General features: G+C 42.6%; 20 protein-coding genes. 12 read left to right on the forward strand and 8 right to left on the reverse strand.

Annotated elements, in window-relative coordinates:
* Nucleotide 1 precedes the first annotated feature (1 nt).
* Both B3Q63_RS02360 and cysM read right to left on the reverse strand, forming a co-directional pair.
* Nucleotides 2-826 (reverse strand): 3'-5' exonuclease, encoded by an 825-nt coding sequence (locus B3Q63_RS02360; RefSeq protein ID WP_296173284.1) that lies wholly within the window; start codon nt 824-826, stop codon nt 2-4.
* A 129-nt stretch (nt 827-955) separates the two neighbouring features.
* The gene (gene cysM, locus B3Q63_RS02365; protein WP_296173287.1) at nt 956-1,942 is read right to left on the reverse strand and encodes a cysteine synthase CysM; all 987 of its coding nucleotides are present in this window, start codon (nt 1,940-1,942) and stop codon (nt 956-958) included.
* A gap of 462 nt (nt 1,943-2,404) precedes the next feature.
* Between cysM and B3Q63_RS02370 the strand changes: the two genes are divergently transcribed.
* The 10 genes from B3Q63_RS02370 (at nt 2,405) to tsf (ending at nt 15,756) form a co-directional block, all read left to right on the forward strand.
* Entirely contained in the window at nt 2,405-5,908 is a 3,504-nt protein-coding gene (locus B3Q63_RS02370; RefSeq protein WP_296173290.1) for a hybrid sensor histidine kinase/response regulator, read from the forward strand.
* A 181-nt stretch (nt 5,909-6,089) separates the two neighbouring features.
* A complete protein-coding gene (locus tag B3Q63_RS02375) occupies nt 6,090-6,902 on the forward strand; it encodes a crotonase/enoyl-CoA hydratase family protein (protein ID WP_296173293.1) in 813 nt (270 codons plus the stop codon).
* Nucleotides 6,903-7,191: 289 nt separating this feature from the next.
* Nucleotides 7,192-8,451, forward strand: coding sequence for a multidrug effflux MFS transporter (locus B3Q63_RS02380; RefSeq protein ID WP_296173296.1), 1,260 nt, complete (start codon nt 7,192-7,194; stop codon nt 8,449-8,451).
* Between the two features lie 389 nt (nt 8,452-8,840).
* Nucleotides 8,841-9,713 (forward strand): transporter substrate-binding domain-containing protein, encoded by an 873-nt coding sequence (locus tag B3Q63_RS02385; protein WP_296173299.1) that lies wholly within the window; start codon nt 8,841-8,843, stop codon nt 9,711-9,713.
* 12 nt (nt 9,714-9,725) lie between these two features.
* Nucleotides 9,726-11,927, forward strand: a complete 2,202-nt coding sequence (locus B3Q63_RS02390; RefSeq protein ID WP_296173302.1) for an ATP-binding protein — start codon at nt 9,726-9,728, stop codon at nt 11,925-11,927.
* A gap of 20 nt (nt 11,928-11,947) precedes the next feature.
* Nucleotides 11,948-12,310 (forward strand): response regulator, encoded by a 363-nt coding sequence (locus B3Q63_RS02395; protein WP_183619966.1) that lies wholly within the window; start codon nt 11,948-11,950, stop codon nt 12,308-12,310.
* A gap of 55 nt (nt 12,311-12,365) precedes the next feature.
* Complete coding sequence (locus B3Q63_RS02400) at nt 12,366-12,815, forward strand: chemotaxis protein CheX (RefSeq protein ID WP_201620206.1); 450 nt, start codon at nt 12,366-12,368, stop codon at nt 12,813-12,815.
* A gap of 41 nt (nt 12,816-12,856) precedes the next feature.
* The gene (locus B3Q63_RS02405; RefSeq protein ID WP_296173309.1) at nt 12,857-13,306 is read left to right on the forward strand and encodes a chemotaxis protein CheX; all 450 of its coding nucleotides are present in this window, start codon (nt 12,857-12,859) and stop codon (nt 13,304-13,306) included.
* 400 nt (nt 13,307-13,706) lie between these two features.
* Entirely contained in the window at nt 13,707-14,510 is an 804-nt protein-coding gene (gene rpsB / locus B3Q63_RS02410) for a 30S ribosomal protein S2 (RefSeq protein ID WP_296173312.1), read from the forward strand.
* A gap of 364 nt (nt 14,511-14,874) precedes the next feature.
* Nucleotides 14,875-15,756 (forward strand): translation elongation factor Ts, encoded by an 882-nt coding sequence (gene tsf / locus B3Q63_RS02415; RefSeq protein ID WP_201625063.1) that lies wholly within the window; start codon nt 14,875-14,877, stop codon nt 15,754-15,756.
* Between the two features lie 139 nt (nt 15,757-15,895).
* Here the strand turns inward: tsf and B3Q63_RS02420 are convergent, their stop codons facing one another.
* The 4 genes from B3Q63_RS02420 to hflX form a co-directional block, all read right to left on the reverse strand.
* Nucleotides 15,896-16,708, reverse strand: a complete 813-nt coding sequence (locus B3Q63_RS02420; protein ID WP_296173316.1) for a lytic transglycosylase domain-containing protein — start codon at nt 16,706-16,708, stop codon at nt 15,896-15,898.
* A 452-nt stretch (nt 16,709-17,160) separates the two neighbouring features.
* A complete protein-coding gene (locus B3Q63_RS02425; RefSeq protein ID WP_296173319.1) occupies nt 17,161-17,850 on the reverse strand; it encodes an LrgB family protein in 690 nt (229 codons plus the stop codon).
* Between the two features lie 22 nt (nt 17,851-17,872).
* Nucleotides 17,873-18,325 (reverse strand): CidA/LrgA family protein, encoded by a 453-nt coding sequence (locus tag B3Q63_RS02430; protein WP_296173321.1) that lies wholly within the window; start codon nt 18,323-18,325, stop codon nt 17,873-17,875.
* Nucleotides 18,326-18,715: 390 nt separating this feature from the next.
* Nucleotides 18,716-20,161, reverse strand: a complete 1,446-nt coding sequence (gene hflX / locus B3Q63_RS02435; protein WP_296173323.1) for a ribosome rescue GTPase HflX — start codon at nt 20,159-20,161, stop codon at nt 18,716-18,718.
* A gap of 501 nt (nt 20,162-20,662) precedes the next feature.
* Between hflX and B3Q63_RS02440 the strand changes: the two genes are divergently transcribed.
* The gene (locus B3Q63_RS02440) at nt 20,663-21,463 is read left to right on the forward strand and encodes a lysophospholipid acyltransferase family protein (protein ID WP_201620212.1); all 801 of its coding nucleotides are present in this window, start codon (nt 20,663-20,665) and stop codon (nt 21,461-21,463) included.
* Nucleotides 21,464-21,634: 171 nt separating this feature from the next.
* Here B3Q63_RS02440 and B3Q63_RS02445 read toward each other — a convergent pair whose 3' ends face one another.
* Both B3Q63_RS02445 and fkpB read right to left on the reverse strand, forming a co-directional pair.
* Nucleotides 21,635-22,675 carry an aldo/keto reductase gene (locus B3Q63_RS02445; protein WP_296173326.1) on the reverse strand — a complete coding sequence of 347 codons (1,041 nt, stop codon included), beginning with the start codon at nt 22,673-22,675 and terminating at the stop codon, nt 21,635-21,637.
* 41 nt (nt 22,676-22,716) lie between these two features.
* Complete coding sequence (gene fkpB / locus B3Q63_RS02450; protein WP_201562187.1) at nt 22,717-23,214, reverse strand: FKBP-type peptidyl-prolyl cis-trans isomerase; 498 nt, start codon at nt 23,212-23,214, stop codon at nt 22,717-22,719.
* A 335-nt stretch (nt 23,215-23,549) separates the two neighbouring features.
* Here fkpB and B3Q63_RS02455 point away from each other — a divergent pair, with 335 nt between their 5' ends.
* Nucleotides 23,550-23,867, forward strand: a complete 318-nt coding sequence (locus tag B3Q63_RS02455) for a hypothetical protein (RefSeq protein WP_201562185.1) — start codon at nt 23,550-23,552, stop codon at nt 23,865-23,867.
* The last annotated feature ends 115 nt before the right edge of the window (nt 23,868-23,982 follow it).

Raw genomic sequence — 23,982 nt, forward strand, 5'->3', positions numbered from 1 at the left:
GCTATGGTGCAGGCGCAGATGACCAATCGGCAATAAACTCATGATGGCGTGGGCTGCCATCTGCTTGGGTATAATTTGCCAAATAATCACGGCTTTGCTGTTGCCAAGCATCAAAATCCGGTGAGGATAACTGACCGGTCAACCGTAACCAGCGCAAATATATCAGCCAGGTATTCATCACATCGGATTCGCAATATATTGACAACGTTTGCCAATCGCCATTGCTGACCAGATCGCCAACCATGCTGCCATCGACATCGGTTTTACCGGGTAAGCCATAAAGACTGGCAACGACATCCATGGCTTCACGGCGGCTGGCACCGTATTGGCTAAATCTGTCCATCAAATCAAGATGGCGAGTATGGAAACGATTAACATAGTTATCAAAACGCATATTTTTGATACGCTCGCCTTCTTCAAATAACCACGGCGCTGCCAAGTCATACTGCATGGCGCGATAAATAAGCACCGGAATATCAAAGCCTGAGCCGTTCCAACTAATCAGCTGCGGCAGCTTTTCAAGGTCACTAAATGCACGAAAAAATTTGCTCAGAATGTCTTTTTCGCTAAACCTATCTGCCGTCAAAGAAAACAGGGAAAATTGACCGTCTTTAATATAAAGGGCAGAAATACAGACAATACGCTGCAGCGGCAAACGCATAAAGTCATGTCCCGCTTCTTGAAGTCGCAGCGCCGTCAACGCGCTTAAGGCATCGGCATCGTTTAGCTCGGCCAATTGCGGGTAAATACGGCGGGCAGCCTCGGTATCGGCAACCGTCTCAATATCAAAGACCAAGATAGGTTTGGACGAAAGGGCGTTTGACATAAATAATCCTACCTAACTATTGGCTTTGGTTGATGATTGATAAAACTATCATTGCTGAGCTTATGATTTATTCGCTTATGCTGCTGCATTGTGCGTATTTTCTATTTCTGACTTTCTACTGCGTACTTTTTATTTTTCACTATCTACATTGTCTTTCACGTTACTGTCGTCAGTATCGTTGTCGATAACATTATATAAGCCGGTCGATAAATAACGATCGCCGCGATCACAAACGATAAAGGCAATAACCGCGTCTGGATTTTCTTTTGCGACTTCGACGGCTGCCCAAGCGGCCGCGCCTGAGGATACGCCAGCAAAAACGCCTTCGGTTTTGGCTAATTTGCGCATATAGACTTCGGCGATATGCTGATCGACATCCATGATGTCATCAATCAAGTCGGCTTCAAAAATACCCGGCATGTAAGCAGCAGGCCAGCGGCGAATACCGGCGATAGACGCTTCTTCATCAGGCTGCAAACCGATGATTTTAACATCAGGGTTTTGCTCTTTAAGATATTGCGCCACCCCAGTGATGGTGCCAGTGGTGCCCATAGAGCTGATAAAGTGAGTGATTTTGCCGTCCGTTTGCGCCCATAGCTCAGGACCGGTGGTCAGATAATGTGCTTGTTTATTATCAGGATTATTAAATTGGTCTAAGACGATACCTTTACCATCCGCTTGCATCTGCAGCGCCATATCGCGTGCCGCCTCCATACCTTCGTCGACTTCAATTAACGTCGCGCCGTAAGCGGTCATGGCATCTTTACGCTCTTGGGTCGAGTTGGTTGGCATTAATAAGGTCATCGGATAACCGCGCATCGCCGCAACCATGGCTAAAGCTATACCGGTATTGCCGCTGGTGGCTTCAATCAACATATCGCCCGGTTTAATATCACCGCGCAGCTCAGCCTGATAAATCATATTAAACGCTGGACGGTCTTTTACCGAACCGGCGGGGTTATTACCTTCAAGCTTTGCAAGTACCACGGCCCCATTGGCAATCTGCTCTTGCTCAGGCAGACGATGCAATTTAACCAATGGCGTCTGACCTACGCAATCGGCAAGGTCAGTGATTTGCGTAATAAAATTGGCGTTTGACTGGGCCGTAGCGGACATAAGGTATCCTTATTAATTATTAAGTTTTTAATAGGCGCTGTTTAAATGATAGGTACTAAGACATTAACAGGCCAGTACTTCATGACTATCAGGTATTGAGGGTGACGCAATAAAAAGTTGCGTCATTATATCATTTTGTTTTCAGCTGCGCTTAATGCATAAATTTTTATTGAGGATAGCTTATTTGTTTATAACCTTGTGTATTTACATTAATGTATAAGTTATTAAGCATAAATATTAGGCGCGGCTTGTTGAGCAATAACGCTTGCTTAATAAGCATTGGTTAATGAAGATGAGCCAACGAATGGCTAACCGCCTCTGATAGAATCCTGCTAAGATAATCTCAAGCTATAATTGCTGGCGTGCCGTTAGTGCTTAGCCAATTATTAACACATAATCGCATCGTACAATATTTATCACCAATAATATCTGTCACCAATATCAGTGGAGAGTAAACCCAGCATGGCTTACAAAAAACGTTTTGATACCAGTAGCGCTTATGGTCAGCTGATTATATTGGTATTTTTGCCGATTTGTTTATTGGCAGCGGTAGGTGGCATTTTGGTGTTTTATGAAACCATGCGCGCCAGTAATTCTGAACAGGAAGTATTGGCAGAGGCGGTGCTGATTCGCTATACGCCGGCGATTGCGGAGCTCGTCCCTGAACTGTTAGAGCAAGAAAAGCAGCAAGAAAAGCAGCAAGAAAGACAACAAGCAGAAACTGACGACAGTAAAAGCAAGACCGATACTAAGTCACAAGCAGCGATAGCGACGTTAGAAGGTATTCAAGATAGGCTCGGGCGCATGCAGTCGGAGCAGCATGTCCAACGTATTGCCATTATCAATCAAAACAATGAAGTATTGGCAAGCGTCGGCTATGGTATCGATGAGGCGTGGCCACTGATAGATGCATCAGAGCGCTTTTTATCGCAAAAGCCCACGCCTATTGGCACAGCTTACGGCAGTACTTTGGGTGAGTTTGACGGGCAGCAAGTGTGGCTGATGGTCGATATGGATAACGAGCCGCTTTATATCGCCCGTTATCGTATTGCCATGGCGCTGGCGATTACCGGCTTATTTACCATTTTAATTTTATTGTTAAGCTTAAATATCTATTCAAAACGTTGGATTGCGCCGATTTACGAGCTGCGTTTGCAATTACAACGTACCCATGTCGATAATCTTTATCAGCCTATTCCGGTTGAATCGAATGGTGAGTTGAATTTATTACAGCAAGATTTGGTCAAGACCTTACGCCGTCTACACGCCAGCTTCCAAGATTTAAAAGACCATGCCGAGCAAACCGAGGATGATTTGCGCTTGGCATTTGATGAGATGGAAATGCAAAACATCTCTATCCGTAATGCCCGTGATGCCGCAATCTCAACCAGCCAAGCAAAATCGGCATTTTTGGCCAATATCAGTCATGAATTGCGTACGCCCTTAAACAGTATCGATGGTTTTATTAATTTGCTGGCGCGGCACGGCGAGCTTAATCCTGAACAAGATTTGTACGTGCAAACCATCCGTAAATCGTCGGCGCATTTATTGGCGTTGGTCAATGATGTATTGGATTTTTCCAAGATTGAAGCGGGCAAGCTTGTACTTGACCGTCACGAGTTTGACCTTTATGACACCATTTATGATGTCGTCGATATGCTATCGCCGGTTTCGGCAGAAAAAGGGCTGCGCATGGCGGTGTTGTTCTATAACGACGTGCCGATGCGTATCAACGGCGATGCCTTGCGTCTTAAACAAGTCCTGACCAATATCGTCGGTAATGCCATTAAATTCACCGATAGCGGCGATGTGGTTGTACGTGTCAGCTTAGACGATCATCGTGACAATTACTTAATGATTAGCGTGCAAGATAGCGGTAAAGGGATTTCATTATCTGACCAAAAAATGCTCTTTCAAAGCTTTAGCCAAGGCGATCCATCAATTACGCGTCAATATGGAGGTACCGGCTTGGGTCTGGTCATCTCCAAGCAGTTAACGCGGCTGATGGGCGGCGATATTGGCTTTTATGACAATGTGCAAGAAAACATCTCTAACCAAGGGGCAACGTTTTGGTTTCGGATGCCAGCCCATGTCGATGTTCTAGAGGCGGCTACTGGGCAAACGATTGAGTTGCCCGTGCTCGCGCCGCTTGCCAGCGATACGGACGAGTTTAATGTGCTGGTTTGGATCAATCATACGGCATCGATACAGGTCCTTAAAGCCAGCTTACAACATTTACCGATTACCCTGACCCAAGCCAACTCTTTACCGGGCGTACTTGAGTCGCTCAAAGAGCGCGGCAACTATTGGGATTGGGTCATCGTGGATGATGACACCCAAGACGATATGATGGCGCTGCTCAAACAGATTCGCCTGCATTATCAGGGTAAGCTGGCAGTATTTGGCTATCAAGTTGCCGCTGACCAAGCACTGCTTAATCGTTATCATGCCAATATTTTGTATGAGCCATTAGATAAAAGGCAGCTCTATGCGATGCTTGATACGCAAAAGCGCAGCGCTCCGAGTGGGGTTCAAGAGCCGCGCTGGAAAGGCGTTACCGTCTTAGCCGTCGACGATCATCTGCCAAACTTACTGGTGCTTGATGCGCTATTAAGTGAGCTTGGTATCCATGTGATTACCGCCAGTAGTGGTTTTGATGCGATAGAAATCATCAGTAAACAGCAAACCAAGCATATCAAGAATGTTAAAAATGAAAAACAAAGTCTGTCGAAAAAGACCCAAATATCTAAAGCTGAGGCCCGCGATGATGTCAGTAAATCAGCGGTTAACTCATTACATCTTGACGATGCCACGATAGACGATAAAGGCAATGCGGCGCACAAAAACAGCATTGATTTGATATTTATGGATATTCAAATGCCGCGTATGTCGGGACATGAAGCAGCGCGGCAAATCCGTAATATCGAAACCCCTGATCATCATATTCCCATTATTGCTTTGACCGCCCATGGCTTAGCTGATGAGCGCGAGAAGCTGATTGCTAGTGGTATGAATGATTATGTCGGTAAGCCTATTAGTCAGCCACAATTATTACAAGTGCTACAAAAATGGCTTGGTCGTACCACTTCAGTGCCGCCAATAACCGCCCTTACTAATGATGATTTACACGCTGAAAATTCGCCCAGCTCGGATTTACCAAGTTCTAATTTCAACAATACATTAACGCAAGACTCTTTAACGGCGTATACAGGTCTGACAGCGCCGACTTATCCGATGGTTAAAGGCGATGATAGTCATCGCGATGCTGATTCTCATAGAGATGCTGACGCGATCAGTCCAGCAAAAATCCCCCGACCTTTATCGCTCAAAAAAATTCGCGATGACTACTTGCGTGACAGTCAGCCGCGTGAAGATTATAGACGCGAAACACCGCGCGAAACCCAACCACGCTATGAGAATTTGCGCTATCAAGGGCAGGGGCAAGCACCATTGGGTTATCCGCCTTATCAAATGACAGAGAATGCTAAAGATGAGCAAACTGTAGAGACAACCCAAGGGCAAAGTAATACGAACTTGGGGGCAAACGCCCTTGATACCTCGGAGATTTTAAATTGGCAAGATGCGTTGACGCGTTCAGCCAATAAACCCGATTTGGCTGCCAAGCTGATTATTATGATGCTCGATACCATTAATGATGAAAAGCAAGCATTGATGCAGGCATGGGAGAGTCGCAACCGCAGTGCGCTGGCGCAAATTGCCCATCGTATCTTAGGCGGCAGTCGCTACACGGGCGTGCCGCAGTTACGGCAAGCCAGCCAAGATTTAGAGGATAAATGCTTATTAAATATCCAACATACCACGCCCGCTCAATTTGCGATGCTCGAGCCTTATTATGAAGCACTATTGACCGCGTTAAATAACTTACAAACACTGGATTTATCGGCGTATCCGCAGCTTAATTATCACCGTCTAAGTGAAAATGATATGACGTGGAAAATGATTTAAGGCAGCTGGTTTTATAGGGCTGAGGCAAAACTGAGCTAGAGTTGAGACAGAACTTGGATGGTCTTGATGATAAACGATACCCTAGCAGTCAGTTATTGATAAGGAAGGGTTGAAGCAAGGCTGTTAATATTAATCTGAGCACCAACCATTATATTTGTTTTATTTATTATTAAGGATGATTATGCACGCTATTGCCACTTACCAGTATGAGACATTACAAGTCAGCGCCAATGACAATATATTAACGGTGACCATTAATCGACCGGAAAAAAAGAACGCCATGAGTTTTAAAGTGGTCGAAGAGTTAATAGCGGTCGCCGGTCGTATCAGTAAAGATAAAAGCATACGCGCAGTGATTCTTAACGGCGCTGAAGGCACGTTTTGTGCCGGTATCGATTTAGGCGATTTAAACCATCCCAAAAACCAAGCCTTTGCGCTATGGGAGCTTATTAAACCTTGGCAAAGCCTATTTCAACGCGTCTGCTTGGTTTGGCGTGATGTACCTGTGCCAGTGATTGCGGTTTTAGAAGGCTATTGTATTGGCGCAGGCTTACAACTGGCGCTGGCTTGTGATGTGCGTATTAGCCATCCTGATTGCAAATTGTCTATTATGGAAGCTAAGTGGGGGCTCGTACCTGACATGGGTTTGACGCAATCAGGATTTGGTGTCGTACGCGCTGATATCTTAAAGGAGCTGGCAATGACGGCTCGTACCGTGAATGCCGAGGAAGGCAAAGCGCTTGGTTTGGTCAGCCATTGTAGTGAGACGCCACTTGAGCAGGCACAAAAGCTTGCCGCTGAGTTTGCTGAGCGCTCACCTGATGCGGTGCTGGCAAGTAAGCGTGTTATCAATGCGATGTTCCAGCAGCCAGCCACGACATTATATAAAGAAAAAGTCTGGCAGTTAAAAATGATGTTTGGTCGCAACCGTAAACTGGCGCTTAGAAAAGCCAAACAAGCCAGTACCGCTTTTGGCAAACGTCAATTCCGTTAGAAAAATTTAGCCATGTATTGATAGATTGTTTTAGTTACACAGGTTTGTTTTATTCACATCAAGCGTCTATTGAATTACAAGCAGATAGTGCAATATAGCATTATCTGTTTTTCTAGACTGCTTGCGTCGCTGCCTGAATGTCTGCTTGCGTCGCTGCCTGTCAGTAGGCATGATTGTTTGTAGAAGTTATTTTTAACAAAGCTCGGTTTAAAATAAAAGCTTATTAAAATTACAAAACAAATCAGGCATCAATAATAAAATAATAATCAATCTATCCTATGGTCTAATTATGTCTGCTCCAAAATCCTCCCTGCCTAATAAACCGAATGCTACTGACCGAGTGCGCTCTGCCGATTTGCCTGTTGCATGGATTATGATGCTTGGGCTTATCGTTGCAGTCGGGCCATTATCGATTGATATGTATTTGCCTGCATTACCATCGATGGCAGAGGATTTTGGTGTCTCGACTGCGTTTATGGCCAATTCCGTTCCAGCTTATTTTGTCGGTCTGGTATTTGGCCAGCTGTTTTATGGCCCATTTAGTGATCGCGTTGGACGCGTCAAACCTTTATATATCGGCATGACTTTATATGTGATTGCTTCGATTATTTGTGCCACCACCGATAATGAATACGTATTGTTTGTTGGTCGTACGTTGCAAGCGCTTGGTGCTTGTGTTGGCGCGGTTGTTACTCGTGCCGCTATTCGTGATCGCCTGACTGCTAAGCAAACTGCGAAAGCGTTTTCTATCATGATATTGGTGATGGGTTTAGCGCCGATATTAGCACCGTCATTGGGTGCTATATTTTTACAATTCTTTAGCTGGCATTCTATCTTTTGGTTTTTGGCGGCCTTTGGCACGCTAAACTTGTTGCTCACCAAGTTTTTCTTTTTTGAAACGCTCACCGAAGAAAATCGTAATGTTCGTCCTGCCAAAGAAGTGCTGAGCCAATATTGGGATTTATTAAAGGATCCGACTTTTAATTATCCAGCGATTGGTGGCGGACTACTGATGGGAGCGATGTTTGTCTATATTAGCTCTGCTTCTGAATTAATCATGGATACCTACGGCATGTCAGCGACGCATTTCGGTTGGTTGTTTGGCATGAATGCGGCAGGGTTTGTGGGTTTAACCCAGCTTAATCAATGGCTGACCAATCGTTTCCGTATTTTGAGTATTCTGCGTTTTGGGGCGATGATGCAAGTCATCTCGGCTGGGGCACTGTTTGGGATAGGATTGGTTTTTGGTACTGATGCCTGGTTGCCGCTGGTTTTAGCCTGTATTTTCTTCTGTATTGCTGGTTTAGGTTTGACGCAGCCAAACGCATCGGCGATTGCGCTCGCTTTCCAAAAACGCCGCGCTGGTATGGCAAGTGCGCTACAAGGCTCGTTGATGTTCTCAGTAGGTATCTTCGGCGGCTTATTATTAAACTTATTCCCCGTCAATCCGGTATTAAAAATCGGTATAGCGATGTTTGCACTGATGAGTCTTGGTACTTATTTAATTTGGCAAATAGACCGTAATTTGAATTTGGATAATGCGGAATAATTAACCGATAAATTTCATTTAATTTTAACTTATACAAAAAAGTATTCAGTGCGTAGAAAATGCCTGAATACTTTTTTTATGTCTGCTTTTTATGCCATATTTCCTTTTTTATCTATCTATTGTATTAAAATATCCATTTTTAATGGATGTATGTCTATTAAACACTAAAGCAATAACTTCAATAATTAATAATATTTTTATATACGCTTATTGTCATATATAAAAATATGTACGCTATAGCTAAACAAAATTATTGCAATAGTAGACTTGCTCAATTATTATCTAAGGTAATTTTCTGTAATTAAGTGTTTTAATACCTTGCTTAAACTTACAGAATTGTTTTTATAACTGATTTTTTTTAGAACAAAATCGAGGCTTAAGGATAAGAGATGAAGCTATTATATCGAGTGTTACCAGTTATATTGAGTGTCGGCTTATTTGGATGTGGAAATTCTTCTACCCAAGATAATGCTAGTGCATCTGGTACAACAGTAACGGAACATAAAGACAATTTTGTAAGTAAACTTCCTGATACAGCACCAACATTAAAGGTGGCGATGACTGGTGATTTACCGCCTTTCTCATTTCAAGATGATTATGGCAACATGCAAGGCACTGATGTTGATTCGATTAGAGCCATTGGGGAAGAGCAAGGCTTTAAAGTCGAGTTCTATAAAGAAACGTGGCAGGACATGTTTGATAGCGTGGAATCGGGAAAACGTGATTTAGCTATTTCTGGTATTTCTTATAAAGATGATCGTGCAGTTAGATATGGTCTATCAACGCCTTACTTTTTTAATCCAGCTACTATTATGTACTTGGAAGGAAAGTTTGATATCAAAGATTTAAACGATATCAAAGGTCTAAAAACAGGTACGTTAGAAGGTTCTAAAGAAGAAGATACTCTAAAAGAGATGGGCAGTTCAGTTGAACTGGTTTCAAGATCTACAGCATTTTTGGCTTATCAGGACTTAGTTCAAGGTAATACTGATGTGTTCTTATATGACATGCCAGTTTTACAATACATTATAAAAGGTTATCCAGAACATAAAGTTAAGATTGTACCTTATGAAGCAGCAGATGCTCCTTCAGCACAGCAGGTCGTTTTAATGGCAAAAGAAAATACCAAGCTCATAAAGAGCGTAAACGAAGGTATTACCAAGCTAAAAGCAAAAGGCACATTTAAAGAAATTGAAGAAAAATGGCTAGGTGCGACTGAGCCTGCGACCAAAAGTACTTTAAATAATCAGCAAACGAATTAAGGAATACTGAAGATGGCAACCACCTATAATACTGAAAATAAACGCTATCGCAGTCTGATTATTTCAATTGCACTGTTTTTATCACTGATTGGCGCTTTGCTGGCATTTACGTTTTATACCTCTAGTCTACTAGAGCGCAATACGGTATTGATTGATCGAACCAACCAAGTTGCCAATAGCGCGCAAGCGGTAATTAAAGACTTATTTGACTTAGATAGTAGCTATGGTGAAGATACCAACTCGCCGCATATTCAGCGAGTGTTAGAGCGTTTGGAGCAAAATACAGCGCTTATTACTAGCTCTATCACTGCAATTGAACAAGGTGGTGAAATTACCGATGTCGATGGCAAAAGCTATAATTTACCGAAAATTAATAATAACTCTCAAACCAACGTTGCTGCGGCGAATGAGCAGTGGTTACTTTTAGAGCCTAAGATTCAAAATTATCTAAAAGACGCTGATAACATCATGGTCGATTCATCTGATGAATTGATTCAAGCGGTTGAACAGGCAAAAACCTCAAGCCTCCTGATAAACGATTCGTTAGACCAGCTTACCAACGAAGTGTTTATCAACGCAGAACGCCAAGCAAACACCATACGTCTGATTCAGATATTAGGGGTTGCGGCTATTTTTGCTTACTTCCTAATCTTCGTATTCTTCTTTGTACGCCGTTTGCGTGATACCGATGCTGAAGCATTGGCTGCTCGCCGCGAAACACAAGAAATCATGGAAACCGTCAATACGGGTCTATTCTTGTTAGATAAAGATTTGAATATTGGTCAGCAGCATTCTCGAGCCTTAAATGGCATTATTGGTGAAGAAAGCCTGGCAGGAGAAAACTTTGCCGATGTACTACGCGGTCGTATTTCAGACAAAGATTTGAAAACCACACGTCAGTTTATTGAGCAATTGTATAACCCACGCGTTAAAGAAAAATTGGTTGATTCTTTAAACCCATTGCATAAAGTCATGCTACACAATGCATCTGGCGAAGAGAGCACCACGAGCCGCTTCCTAGATTTTAAGTTTTCACGTGTTTATGAAGATAAAGACATTGCGCGCATTCTGGTCAACGTTAATGACGTCTCAGATGCCGTTTATCTAGAACAGCGCTTAGAAAAAGAGCGTTCACAAAATGACATGCAAATTGAGATGTTGACCACCATCTTAAACGTCAATCCAAAAATCATTAATGAGTTTATTAATAACACCAAAGTTCATATCGATAAAATGAACAATATTTTGAAAAACCCTGGTAGCTCGCAATTTGAGCTTGAGGGTAAGCTTAATGCGATTTATCGCGAAATGCACAGCTTAAAAGGTGAAGCGTCAGCACTAAAACTGCATAGCTTCACTAAAATTGCGTCAGATGCGGAAGACAAACTTGATGCATTGCAAAATCAGGGCAAGCTATCGGGCAATAACTTCTTGCCGCTAGCGGTCCATTTGGATGACTTACTCAGCCTCTCGAACACCATTGAGACGCTAGGTGAACGCATTAATCAGGCAGCGCCAAAAGCTCCTAGTAGTGCAAACCCTGTAGCGCCAATAAAGGCTGCGCCACAACCAAGCATTGTCCAAGCCCAAGTAGCAGATGTTGCTACCACTAGCATAAATTTCGATGGCGGTAATGAAGTTGATTTGAGCGATGAGTCAGATGACGAGTATTTATCTTATTATCAAGATTTTGCCAAAGATATCGCGGTAAGACAGGGCAAACAAGTACAGCTAAACGGCCATAATTTAGCACATATAAACATCCCTGAACGCCTCAAACAACCGATCAAAGAGATCAGTATTCAGTTGTTACGTAATGCGGTGGTACATGGTATCGAATCACCTGAAGCGCGTCAGTCAGCGGGCAAGTCTGCAATCGGTAGTATCGACTTAGAGATGCAGCGTGATAATCAAAACTTAATCATCGCCTTGCAAGATGACGGTCAAGGTATCGACTATGAAGGTATTCGTCATAAGCTGATTGCCGATGGTCGCTTTGGTGCAGAAGAGGCAAATCAGATGACTCATGGTGATCTGCTTAAAACCTTATTTGCTTCTGGTTTCTCAACCAAAGAACAAGCCGATGAAGATGGCGGTCGCGGTGTGGGCTTAGACGTCATCAAGGCGTTAGTCAAAGAGCACAACGGTAAGCTTAACGTTAATACTGAGCTTGGAAAAATGACCCGTTTTGTCATTACCTTGCCTGCTGCGTAATTAAGGACAATAAAGAAACTATGTACAAATTAATGATTGTGGATGATTCAAATATCATTCGAAACCGTATTCAGCGTGCTTATGATTCTGGTCAGTTTATGTTGGTTGCTACGGCAACCAGCGGTGTCCAAGCCGTCGAGAAATTCAATATCCATCGTCCTGATGTGGTGACCATGGACTTAACCATGCCACAAATGGATGGACTTGAATGTATTGCAAAAATCATTGCGATTGACCCTGAAGTACGGATTTTAGTGGTATCGGCGTTGTCTGATAAATCGACTGGCATTGAAGCATTATCATTGGGTGCGAGCGGTTTCTTATGCAAGCCTTTTTCAGAAGAAGAGCTGGTAGAGTCTTTGTATGAGCTTGTCCAAGACTAGCCGCTAGGACACGCCCTAATAAATTAAGTAAATATCTTATTAAAGAACACACATTATGAAAGAGCAAAAGTTACAAATTTTTGTGAGTATCATTACCAATTACTTTAATCAGTTTGGTACTGAAGAGCTGATTGTTGATACCCCTTATTTACTAGAAAATCAGCAGCCTAAAGTGCATGATTATACAGGTGTCATCGGTATCTCAGGGGTACAAAAAGGCGTGGTTTATTTTTCTGCCACCAGCGCATTATTGGCCAGTATCCTAGACAGTATGGGTGAAACCGATAAGAGCGAAGACAATTTGGTCGATTTGGCAGGAGAGGTCGCTAACACTGTATCTGGTAATGCCCGCAACGAGTTTGGCGCAGAGTTTCATATCTCTGTACCGTTGGTGTTTAAAGGCTCACCGCAAAGCATTATTTTGCCTAAAAATGGGCGTTCTTTTATCATTCCAGTCAGCTGGCGAGGTCAAATTGGGGAGATTGTGGTTTGTTTGCAAGACTAAATCCAACCCCCAATGATGATCGATATGGACGATAAACTATTATGGTTAATGTAGACAAGTTAGGCGTCTTTTTAAGCTCAATCAGTGCGTTTTTCGCGCAGATTGATGATGAGCCAGTGGTGATTGATACGCCGTATTTAAACAGTAATAAAAATGCCGTGGGTTATGATTATAGCGGTATGATTACAATCTCTGGACCGCTTGAAGGCTGCGTGTATGTCAGCGCCCCGAGCAATATTTTGCGGGAAATAATCAGAGTAATGGGTGAGCCTGACTCTTCTATTACAATGATGAAAGACTTATTGGGTGAGATGGCAAATACCATCTCAGGTAACGCCCGCACTGAGTTTGGTGCCGATTTTATTATTTCACCGCCCAAGATTATTGAAGGTATACCGAGCATTCCTTATCTGCCAAAAGACCGCCAAAGTTATGTCACACCCTTTACATGGCGCGGCTACAAGGCTGTTATCGGTATTTCTATCGCTTAGCTTAACGCTCAGCACTGATAGCTAATGATGCTATAAGTAAAATTAACAAGTAAAAACGACGTTTAGACGTCGTTTTTTTTATGGAATATCATCCCCTTAAACATCATAATAGCGCTAGCAGTCACTCTCACTTATATGATAAAATACAGCCCAGCTATTTTTTAGCATTTAGTATTATTCTTTACGTTCGAATCATAGCTCATTTTTTAAACCAACCCATCAACCAATGACACACACATCATGGCAAAAAATTGCTGGGTGTTTGGCGACTTGATTAATTTGCCCAAAGTTACTATTGGCTTAATGCGCTATTGATGAGCATTAACAAGGGCAGATGCGTGTCGCTAGATAGGCAGTTTTTGTGATGTGGAGGCATAACCCAACCAACAGGACATTTAACATGGCTACAAAAAATCCAACCAAAATCGAAATGCGCGACTTACTACAAGCCGGCGCTCACTTTGGTCACCAAACACGTTTTTGGAATCCAAAAATGGGTCCATATATTTTTGGTGCCCGTAACAAGATTCACATCATCAACTTAGAGCACACAGTAAAAGCGTTTAACGAAGCATTGACTTACGTAAACGGCCTAGCTGCTAAGAAAAACAAAGTATTGTTCGTGGGTACTAAACGCGCAGCAAGCGGTATCATCGCTGAGCAAGCAGCTCGCGCTGGCATGCCATACGTTGACCATCGCTGGTTAGGTGGTATGTTGACTAACTGGAAAACACTACGCCAGTCAATCAACCGTCTAAAAGAGCTAGAAAAACAAGCTGAAGACGGTACTTTCGCTAAGCTTACTAAGCGTGAAGCGTTAGAGCGTACTCGCGATATGGAAAAACTTGAGCGTTCACTAGGCGGTATTAAAGACATGGGCGGCCTACCTGACGCAATCTTCGTTGTAGACGTAGATCATGAAGCGATTGCTATCAAAGAAGCTAAAAACCTAGGTATCCCAGTTATCGGTATCGTTGATACTAACTCTAACCCAGATAACGTTGATTACATCATCCCAGCTAACGATGATGCTATCCGTGCCGTGACTTTGTATGTAACTTCTATGGCCGATGCGATTATCGCTGGTAAAGAATACGCACAAACTCAAGCTGGTGGCAAAGCTGACCAAGAAGCACCTGCTGCTGCTGAAGAAGCGCCAGTTGAAGCTAAAGCTGAAGAAGTTGCTGCAACTCCAGCAGAATAAATCGCTGACCGCTAAGGTTTAACTTTGTAACGGTGTCTTGATAGTTATCTTGTCAGCATTCATATAAGGTTATTAACAGCATATAAGCTCATAAAAGGCATGATGTAGTTTTACTCGTCATGCCTTGCTCTTAATGGTTTATGGTCAAAATTAATAAGCGTGTCATGATTGGGCGAGTATTATCGTCTATACGAGCCACATTGCTTTTTTGATGATATGAATAATCATTAAATATGAGTGGTTTTATTAAGGCTTAAGTCTAATATTAAGAGTAATGTTTACTTAATATTAATCAAGTTATCGAATAGATTTTAAGCATACCCCTACATAACAATATTCATGTATATAATAAAAGGTAACTCTTATGTCAGAAGTAAAAGTATCTGCCAAAATGGTAAAAGAATTGCGCGACCGTACTGGTCTTGGCATGATGGAATGTAAAAAAGCGTTAGAAGAGTCAAATGGTGATGTTGAAGTTGCCATTGATAACCTACGTAAATCAGGTCAAGCGAAAGCGGCTAAAAAAGCGGGTAACATCGCAGCTGACGGCGCTATCATTATCGCTCAAGGCGACAACAAAGCATTCTTGTTAGAAGTTAACTGCCAAACTGACTTCGTTGCAAAAGATGAAAACTTTACTGCCTTTGCAGAAAAAGTCGCAAACATCGCGCTAGAAAACAATGAGACTGACGTTGCAGCTATCTCTGCATTACCTTATGGCGGCGGTCAAACGGTTGAAGAAGCACGTGTATCTCTAGTACAAAAAATCGGTGAGAATATCCAAATCCGCCGTGTTGAAGTACTTGAAGGCGCAAACATTGCTGCATATCGCCACGGTCTACGTATCGGTGTGGTTGTATCTTATGAAGGCGGCAGTGCAGACACGGGCAAAAATCTTGCGATGCACATTGCAGCATTCAACCCTGTTGCAGTAGATGATGAAAGCGTAGATGCTGATGTACTAGCACGCGAAAAAGACATCATCGAAGCAAAAGCGAAAGAGTCTGGCAAGCCTGACAACATCGTTGAAAAAATGATCGAAGGTGGCTTACGTAAGTACCTAGACGAAGTAACGTTACTACGTCAACCATACGTGATGGACAATGAGAAAAAAGTTGGTGACGTATTAAAAGCTGAAGGCGTAAAAGTACTTGATTTCAAACGTCTAGAAGTTGGTGAAGGCATCGAGAAGAAGCAAGAAGACTTTGCTGCTGAAGTTGCTGCCGCTCAAGCTGCTAGCAAGTAAGCTTTAAGTAATATAGAACAAGCAGTATAAATCGTAAAAAAGCCCGTTATTGATATAACGGGCTTTTTTGTGTTTGTTTACTTCTGCAAGATTTAAAAGATAAGCTATTTATGCTGAGTGTAAATATTAATGATCAGTATTAACGTAGCGCTAAGTAAGCAGAGTTGGCGTAACTGGCACTGTTGGTATTACTACTGGTACCATAACTGACATTTTGCATACCACTGCCGTTAGTGGTGCTGCTAGCATTATTGGCATTCATGGCTTTGCCTGATAACGCTGAATCATTTTTATATAGGCTATGATAACGGCTCATCACACTTTTAACATAATTACGCGTCTCTTTAAACGGTGGAATGCCATTATATTTATCGACGTTACCTTCACCGGCATTATAGCCAGCCACGGCAAATTCAACGTTATTGTTAAAGCGGCGCATCAGCCAAGCGATATATTTCGCTGAGCCTTCGATATTATCGGCAGGATTCCATGGATTACTGACCTTAAAGCGACGGGCAGTTGCTGGCATCAGCTGCATCAAACCTTGGGCACCGACAGGTGAGCGAGCATTGGGATTAAACGCAGATTCAGTATGCATCATAGCTTTCATTAGCGCAGGATCTACGCCATGACGCTCGGCTGAAGCACGGATATAGTTGTCATAAGAGTTGCGGCCACTGCTACTACTTGCAGTGCTGCTACCGTAATCCGCACTAGTATTGCTACCAGCATTGTAAGCGTTAGAATCTTTATAATAGGTAGTTTTTACTTTTTTGTTAAATTTATCAAAATTACCGCTAGGATTGACGTTGGTAAGGAGTACTTGTCCGCCTTTGTCTTTGTAGATATACATATTGCCTGCTTGAGCGGCGATAGGGAGGCTAGAGAGGGCAATAGCTGTCAGTAAAACGGGAGACAAGCAGCGCGTCATTAAAGGTGCAATATTTATCATAGGGTTATCACTTTTTATCGAGTAATAGCAAATTGCTTTGCCTATAAGCGCGTCAGGTCGCGCGTCAAAGCGGTTATCGCGTCTGTAGGATTTTATAGTAACCAAAGATGGCGACTACCTACGAATCCACGTCTAACAAAACCACTTGCAATAGATACAAAAAATAATAGTTGTTTACTATAACACAAAATAAGTTTTTGCCACATCTGAATGCGTGCACGCGCAGTCAAAAGTTATTTTAATTTGTAAAAAAATTTGAATGAAATCAAGATGGTAATAGAAGGGATGCTGCTCAGCAGCTTATAATGGCGAAGTTTTTGCCTTTATATTTGCGGTAAAGGTAATTAAGAAATGGCGGTAAAAAAGTCCATAAAATATGAATAATTTAGCTAAAAATCAAAGCCCATCAAGGATGATGGGCTTTAAGGTGTTTACATTTAACTTAAATTATTTTAAGACGATAACGCACTAATAAAGATAGGTACCCAAATGGCGGTAACCAAACCATTAACGGCCAAGCCAAAGGCAGCATAACGTCCAGCAGTATGACTGATTTGCCACGCTTCTACGGTGCCAAAGGCATGCGCTGCTAAGCCAAGTGCTAAGCCTTTGGCGCGGTCATCGTCAATACCGCGAAATAAGAAGCGCGCTAGGGTACCACCAATAAGTCCTGAAACAATGATAATCAAGTTTGCCATCGCCAGTGGTGCTTTAATCAAATCTGCCACGCTGAGACCAATCGGTGTGGTCACTGAACGGGTGGCAAATGCTAAGATGGTCTCGTTACTAAGTGAAAATAGATAGGCCAGCGACATGGGTAGCAAGGCGCCAACCACGCTCGCCAGCGCCACAATCATGGTGAGCTTTTTAACCGGTAAGCCTTTAAAGTTCATCGCTGCCAATGGTACGGCCAGTAATACCGTTACATAACCTAATAAGTTGTCGAATACCGGTTTTGCCACGCTGTAATAATGGTTGTAATCCCATTGCAAAATAAACAAAAACAGTAGCACTAATACCAATGCGGTGATGACCATTGGCAACCATGACAGCTTGCGCGCGAGGACGCGGGCAATGACGTGCGCTGCCAAGGTTAATAATATCGCAGCAAGGGTTGCTGTAAACACACTATCAAAACTCATAACGTTGCCTTGTCCCTACAGCTTAATGCTGTCCCTTCTGCTTGTTGGTCGTATTCATATTGTCGTTAAGCGTATTATCTGTATCGCCGCTGTTATTAAGAGAGCGATTGGCAAGGATAGCCAGTCCCCAAAGCGGGATAAGTGTACTGATAATCATCGTTAGCATCACACCCCAAAATTCATCGCCTAATGCGAATAGCAGCAAGCCTGCACCGGCAGAAACGGGCAGAAAAGCAAAGCCACTATCAACCAATAAGGTGTTACTTGCTTGGGTTAGCCAACTGGGCAGCCCTTTTACCAGTCGCCAAACCATCAAAATAACAAACATCGTCAGCAGACCAACGATATTGGCGGCTTTTTCGATACCGGCCCATTGGCAAATAATGACGGCGGATTCACGAACCACCACAACCAGTATCAGCGTCAATATTAACGCCATCCATAAGGGTATGTTCGAAGAAGAGGAAGGCTTCATAAGCAATTTTGGCCAAATAAAATATAACGAGAGAAGGTATAAATGGGAGCTAATAAAAGTACATAGCATCTATAGTCAGTTCAAGACACAAGAGGTGTATTCAAAATAACGTTCTTCTAAGATATTTTTTTCAGATGCGTTTTAACATAGAGATTCTAACAGCTACTTTTTAAATGTAACATTTTAACGCAATCATAGAGCCTGATTATATAGAGAGTAGGCGCACTAATAAAGCCTAAGCGTAGATTGTAGCTATGATAAGGGTATGAAGCAGTTTTAAATCTCTCATACAACAGTAACTAAGCACAGGGCATATAAAAAGGACGCTATCAAATAATAGCGTCCTTTTCTTAAATATCATTTAGAGTAAATGGTTTGAGGCGAGACTGTTTAACTCTGCGAATCAGATTCTTGTGCCGCAGAATTTAACGCTTCAAACTCGGCAAAGGCATTTTCTTCCTCTGTCGTTAAAGATTCTTCTTCATCATGATTATCTTCTTCATCAATCTGTTCAAACTCTTCAAGTATCGGCATCAGCAATGTTGCCTGTGCCAACGGCAAGACATCTAACGGTTTTAAATTGGCTTGACCTAATAGCTGCTTAAGCCTGTCGCTTGGCAGACGAATGGTTAAGCATTCATGACCATTATCATCATAGCTTTCTTCTAAAATCACGCCAAGCTCATATAAGGTGTTTTTAAATTGACCCGCATTATAAGGTAGGGTCAAATCAAAGGTGGTCAAAGTGCCCATTAATAGCTGCTGCACAGCAAGGGATAGCTCTTCCATACCTAAGTTTTCGCGAGAAGAGACATAAACCCGATTTGGCTGACCTTCCTTAGCATAGCCAATGTGCGCAGGCTCATCAGTGATATCAATTTTATTGTAAACGTTGAGCACAGGCACATCGTTGTCGATTTCAGCAAGTACGTTCTTGACGGCTTGAATCTGCTCGTGCATATCTTCACTAGACGAATCGATAACATGCAGTAGTAAGTCGGCTTCTAACGTCTCTTCTAGTGTTGCATGGAACGACTCGACCAGTTCATGCGGCAGATGACGAACGAAACCAACGGTATCAACTAAAACCACGCGGCCAACGCCTTGCCAGTCTAAACGGCGTAAGGTCGGGTCAAGGGTGGCAAATAATTTGTCCGCTGCGTAAATATTTTCATCAACCAAGCGATTAAACAGGGTAGATTTACCCGCGTTGGTATAACCAACGAGTGAGATAGTCGGCACGTCTGATTTTTGCCGACGCGCTCGTCCTTGAGCACGAGTTTGGCGTACTTTTTCAAGTTTGGTTTTTAGCTGCGTTACACGTACTTGTAATAAGCGGCGATCCGTTTCAAGCTGGGTTTCACCCGGTCCACGTAGACCAATACCACCTTTTTGACGCTCCAAATGCGTCCAACCACGTACCAAACGTGTTGATAAATGATTCAACTGTGCAAGCTCAACCTGTAGCTTACCTTCGTAAGTACGGGCGCGCTGGGCAAAAATATCTAAAATTAAGCCCGTACGGTCAAGGACGCGGCATTGTACCAAAGCTTCAATATTACGCTCTTGTGATGGCGATAAATTGTGATTAAAAAGGACGATATCAGCGTCGTGTTCGCGTACCAATTCTGCTATTTCTTGTGCTTTACCGCTACCAACGAAGTATTTGGCATCAGGACGTGCACGTGAGCCTGTGACCAGTGCCAAACGATCGGCACCAGCCGAATCTGCAAGTAGCTCAAATTCATTTAGATCATCAGGATCTTGAATTTGGCGGATGTCTAAATGTACTATAATGGCGCGCTCGCCACCTTCATGTCTTTCAAAATAATCCAAAGAGTATCACCTATGTCATTAAGTAAATAGATGGCTAATATCGGTTTGTTAAGCGTCGCTATAGCCTTCGTATGACCCTCTATATGTGGTCTTATCACTTGATATTAAAGCGTATTAAGGCAATTAGCCATACTTTTATGTTACAGCGTTTATTATTAAATGTTTTAATAATGAAAGTATTAGGGTTTTCGGGAAGAGGCTATTAACGACAAGGTTGGCTTTTCTAAACGTGCTAATCTGTCGGGCGCTGGTAAAGTAAGAGTGAAAGGCGTAAAAATGAGCTGATAGCTAGCTATTGCAAAATATTAACAAAAGCTACTCATAACTCAGTGCACAAGTCGTCACTGAATGAATAAATTTTGTTATACTCATGACGCTTGTTTACGAGATATAATCATACGTTTTTTAAGCAATGAGCTTTTTAGCCATTAAGCTTTTTAATAAATAGGCTTTTTAATAAATAAGTTTTAACCCATAAGTTTTTAACCACGAGGGACACAGATGAGCCAATCTAAGTCAGGCTTTTCACTCAAACAGCAATTAGGTCGCGGCAAACAAATCGCTGGCATGACCACCACTATCGCTGGCGGACTACGCGCCGCTCAACGTATCGGTGCCTTTAAACAGCCACCACGCGAAAAACTGCCGCGCTATATTCAAGCGTTTTGCCGTAAAATGGCAGGCTCTTTTGGCGTACAGGTCGTTGCAGTCGAGCGCGTAGAGCAACACCATGGTCTATGGGTTTCTAACCATGTGTCATGGATGGATATTCCGGTAGTGGGTACGTTGAGTCCTGCTTTTTTCTTATCAAAAGCTGAGATTGGTGATTGGCCGATATTTGGTAAATTAGCGCATGCCGCAGGGACGGTATTTATCGAGCGTGGTTCCGGTGATGCTGGCACGGTCGCTGCCCAAATTGCCACCTTTTTAACCAAGGGCTTTTCGGTAATCTTTTTTCCAGAAGCCACTACCACCGATGGCAAAAAAATTAAGCGTATCCACGGCACCTTGCTACAAGCAGCGATAGATGCGGACGTGCCTGTACGCCCGCTAGTAATTGCTTATGTGAATAAGGACGGCACTTTGAGTGAAGCGTTACCTTATTACGGTAAGCTGACGATGAAGCAAAGTTTAAAAAAGGTGCTTGATAGTAAAGACGTGACGGCTTTTGTCTTACCGCTTGAGCCGATAGATCCTAAAGGCTTGAGCAAAAGTGAGCTGACTGATTTATTACAAGCGCATATGCAGGAAGGCTTGGCTGAATTACATTCACGCGTATTAACGAAAGCAGCTAAAGTATAAGCAAGCATCAAACGGTCTAAAATAGAAAAAGTAGTAGCAGAAAAGTAGTCATAAAAAAGGCGCAAATCTTAGTAGTCAATACTAACGATTTGCGCCTTTTTCTTTGCTATACCAATACCTGAACGTCAGGTTATTGAAAGTTGAACAATATCAATCTATGACCACATAAAATTATGGTGACGGATTAGGATGTTGGGTATGTACCGCTTCGATAGCGGCTAAGACGTCTGCGCTTAAAGTTAAGTTGATGCTATCAATATTGGATTGCAGCTGCTCAGTGGTGGTCGCCCCAATGATATTACTGGTGACAAACGAGCGCGAATTGACAAAGGCCAATGCCATTTTCGCCATATCCAAACCAGCATCAGCAGCAATTTTAGCGTATTGAGCAGTGGCGGCTTTTGCTTCCTCATTGGTATAACGAGCAAAGCGATCATACATCGTCAGGCGCGCGCCAGTAGGACGTTTACCGTCAAGGTATTTACCAGACAGTACCCCAAAGCCAAGCGGCGAGTAGGCAAGTAAACCGACATTTTCACGATGGGCAATCTCTGCCATGCCCACTTCATATACGCGATTGAGCAAACTATAAGGATTTTGCACCGTGATAGGCGCGATTAAACCATTTTTTTCCGCTTCCCATAGATAGCGCATCAGCCCCCAAGCGGTATCATTTGATAATCCATAAGCACGAATGCGCCCTTTTTTAATTTCATCATTTAGTGCTTGGATAGTCTCTAAAAAAGGCGTCAAGTCATCTAGCGACTGCGCTGCCATCTCTTCAGTATAACCGAGCTGGCTAAAATAATTGGTTTGACGTTCAGGCCAGTGTAGCTGGTAAATATCAATATAGTCTGTCTGCAGGCGCTCAAGATTGCTATCGATGGCGCTACTGATATGCGCGGCATTAAAGCGCGTCTGACCGTCACGTAAAAAATTCATCGGTGATATTTTACTGGCAAGAATGACCTTGTTACGCTGTTTGGTTTTGTTAAACCATGTGCCCATAAAGCGTTCGGTATCGCCTTGTTTGTCTTTATCAGGCGGCGACGGATACATCTCAGCGGTATCCCAAAAGTTCACGCCTGCATTAAGCGCCATGTCCATCTGTGCATGCGCATCGCTTTCGCTATTTTGCTGTCCCCACGTCATCGTTCCTAAGCAAATTTTTGAAACTTTTTCATTGAGTTGCGGCAGTGTTTGGTATTGCATGTATCTGTCCTTTTTAATTTTAATACAGAGCTATTTTTATACTACATCAGCTTGATACCTGTGACGCCCGGTGGGGTGACTTGGAATATTTTTACTTTAAAAAGTACCGATTGACCGGCAAGTGGATGGTTGAAATCGACTTCTACTTCGTCGTCATTGATGGCGCTAATGGTACCGGGCAGGGTGTTTTTGCCTTTGTCTTCAAACTCGACCAGCATACCGATTTCAGGATTGTCAGCGACCAAGGCAAATTGGGTGCGGCTAAAATGCTGGATGTTATCAGGATTCCATTCACCAAACGCTTGCTCAGGCTCAAGGTGGGCGCTACGTGTATCGCCAGCCCGTAGGTTCATCAGCACTTGCTCAAAGCCTGGCAATAAGCTCTCATCGCCAATCGTCAGCGTCACTGGCGCATCGCGGTTAAAGGTTGAATCAATCATCGTACCGTTTTCTAGCGATACTTCAAAATGCAGCTTCACAAGGCTGCCGTGGGTGATACGAATATCTTCATTAGGCGTGATAAATTGAGAATCGGTCATAGTAATGTGTCTTTTATAGAATAGGATTAAGAGGGTTAATTATAATAGAGAGTTTAGCATAGCCCATAGACTAAACCTCTTGATGTGACAGATATGTGTTAGGCCACTTTTATAAGCTGTTACCGATATTTTTACCAATCTATTTCATATGTCTTTTTAAAAAATTAATAAATACAATGCGTTAATAGCTCGACTAAAAATTATAAATAATTAAAGTTGTTCAAGAATGAAATTAAGTTGACATTATCTTTCTTAATGTATATAAATGTAAACTTAATTTAAGCAACGTAACTTATCTATTAATAATTGTAAGTTAAACAACTTCTGAGATGATTATGAAAAAAGCGGTTTTAGTAATTGGAATGTTCGCATTATTGGCTCAAGGGTGTGCTACGCCACATGTTGTACAAACTAAAAAGGTAAGTGATGTTAATTTATCTTGTCAGCAAATTCTTAATGAAATAGCTGAAGCTGATGACTTTGAGCAAAAAGCACGTGCTGAGCGTAAAGCGACTGGTAAGAATGTGGCTGCCGCAATTTTATTTTGGCCAGCTTTGATTGGTACCTATTCTAATACTGAAGAAGCTATCAATGCGGCAAAAGATCGTCGCAATAATTTGACCAACTTGTATGAGCAGAAAAAATGCCGTTAATATCTTAATGTCTTGTTAAGGTATTTTTATGGTCACTAAAAAGCTAAGAGTAAAGCTCTTAGCTTTTTTTATGAGTGCAGGAAAGTTATATACTAGGGCATGTCTTCAATTGGAT

This window comes from Psychrobacter sp. UBA2769 (genome assembly GCF_002352555.1).
GTDB lineage: Bacteria > Pseudomonadota > Gammaproteobacteria > Pseudomonadales > Moraxellaceae > Psychrobacter > Psychrobacter maritimus.

Coding starts and splice junctions, on each gene's coding strand:
- B3Q63_RS02400 (WP_201620206.1), top strand. CDS start 12,366: ATGAAAGAGCAAAAGTTACAAATTTTTGTGAGTATCATTACCAATTAC.
- B3Q63_RS02445 (WP_296173326.1), bottom strand. CDS start 22,675: ATGCAATACCAAACACTGCCGCAACTCAATGAAAAAGTTTCAAAAATT.
- B3Q63_RS02390 (WP_296173302.1), top strand. CDS start 9,726: ATGGCAACCACCTATAATACTGAAAATAAACGCTATCGCAGTCTGATT.
- tsf (WP_201625063.1), top strand. CDS start 14,875: ATGTCAGAAGTAAAAGTATCTGCCAAAATGGTAAAAGAATTGCGCGAC.
- B3Q63_RS02425 (WP_296173319.1), bottom strand. CDS start 17,850: ATGAGTTTTGATAGTGTGTTTACAGCAACCCTTGCTGCGATATTATTA.
- B3Q63_RS02375 (WP_296173293.1), top strand. CDS start 6,090: ATGCACGCTATTGCCACTTACCAGTATGAGACATTACAAGTCAGCGCC.
- cysM (WP_296173287.1), bottom strand. CDS start 1,942: ATGTCCGCTACGGCCCAGTCAAACGCCAATTTTATTACGCAAATCACT.
- B3Q63_RS02420 (WP_296173316.1), bottom strand. CDS start 16,708: ATGATAAATATTGCACCTTTAATGACGCGCTGCTTGTCTCCCGTTTTA.
- B3Q63_RS02430 (WP_296173321.1), bottom strand. CDS start 18,325: ATGAAGCCTTCCTCTTCTTCGAACATACCCTTATGGATGGCGTTAATA.
- B3Q63_RS02380 (WP_296173296.1), top strand. CDS start 7,192: ATGTCTGCTCCAAAATCCTCCCTGCCTAATAAACCGAATGCTACTGAC.
- rpsB (WP_296173312.1), top strand. CDS start 13,707: ATGGCTACAAAAAATCCAACCAAAATCGAAATGCGCGACTTACTACAA.
- B3Q63_RS02360 (WP_296173284.1), bottom strand. CDS start 826: ATGTCAAACGCCCTTTCGTCCAAACCTATCTTGGTCTTTGATATTGAG.
- B3Q63_RS02455 (WP_201562185.1), top strand. CDS start 23,550: ATGAAAAAAGCGGTTTTAGTAATTGGAATGTTCGCATTATTGGCTCAA.
- B3Q63_RS02395 (WP_183619966.1), top strand. CDS start 11,948: ATGTACAAATTAATGATTGTGGATGATTCAAATATCATTCGAAACCGT.
- B3Q63_RS02385 (WP_296173299.1), top strand. CDS start 8,841: ATGAAGCTATTATATCGAGTGTTACCAGTTATATTGAGTGTCGGCTTA.
- B3Q63_RS02440 (WP_201620212.1), top strand. CDS start 20,663: ATGAGCCAATCTAAGTCAGGCTTTTCACTCAAACAGCAATTAGGTCGC.
- fkpB (WP_201562187.1), bottom strand. CDS start 23,214: ATGACCGATTCTCAATTTATCACGCCTAATGAAGATATTCGTATCACC.
- B3Q63_RS02370 (WP_296173290.1), top strand. CDS start 2,405: ATGGCTTACAAAAAACGTTTTGATACCAGTAGCGCTTATGGTCAGCTG.
- B3Q63_RS02405 (WP_296173309.1), top strand. CDS start 12,857: ATGGTTAATGTAGACAAGTTAGGCGTCTTTTTAAGCTCAATCAGTGCG.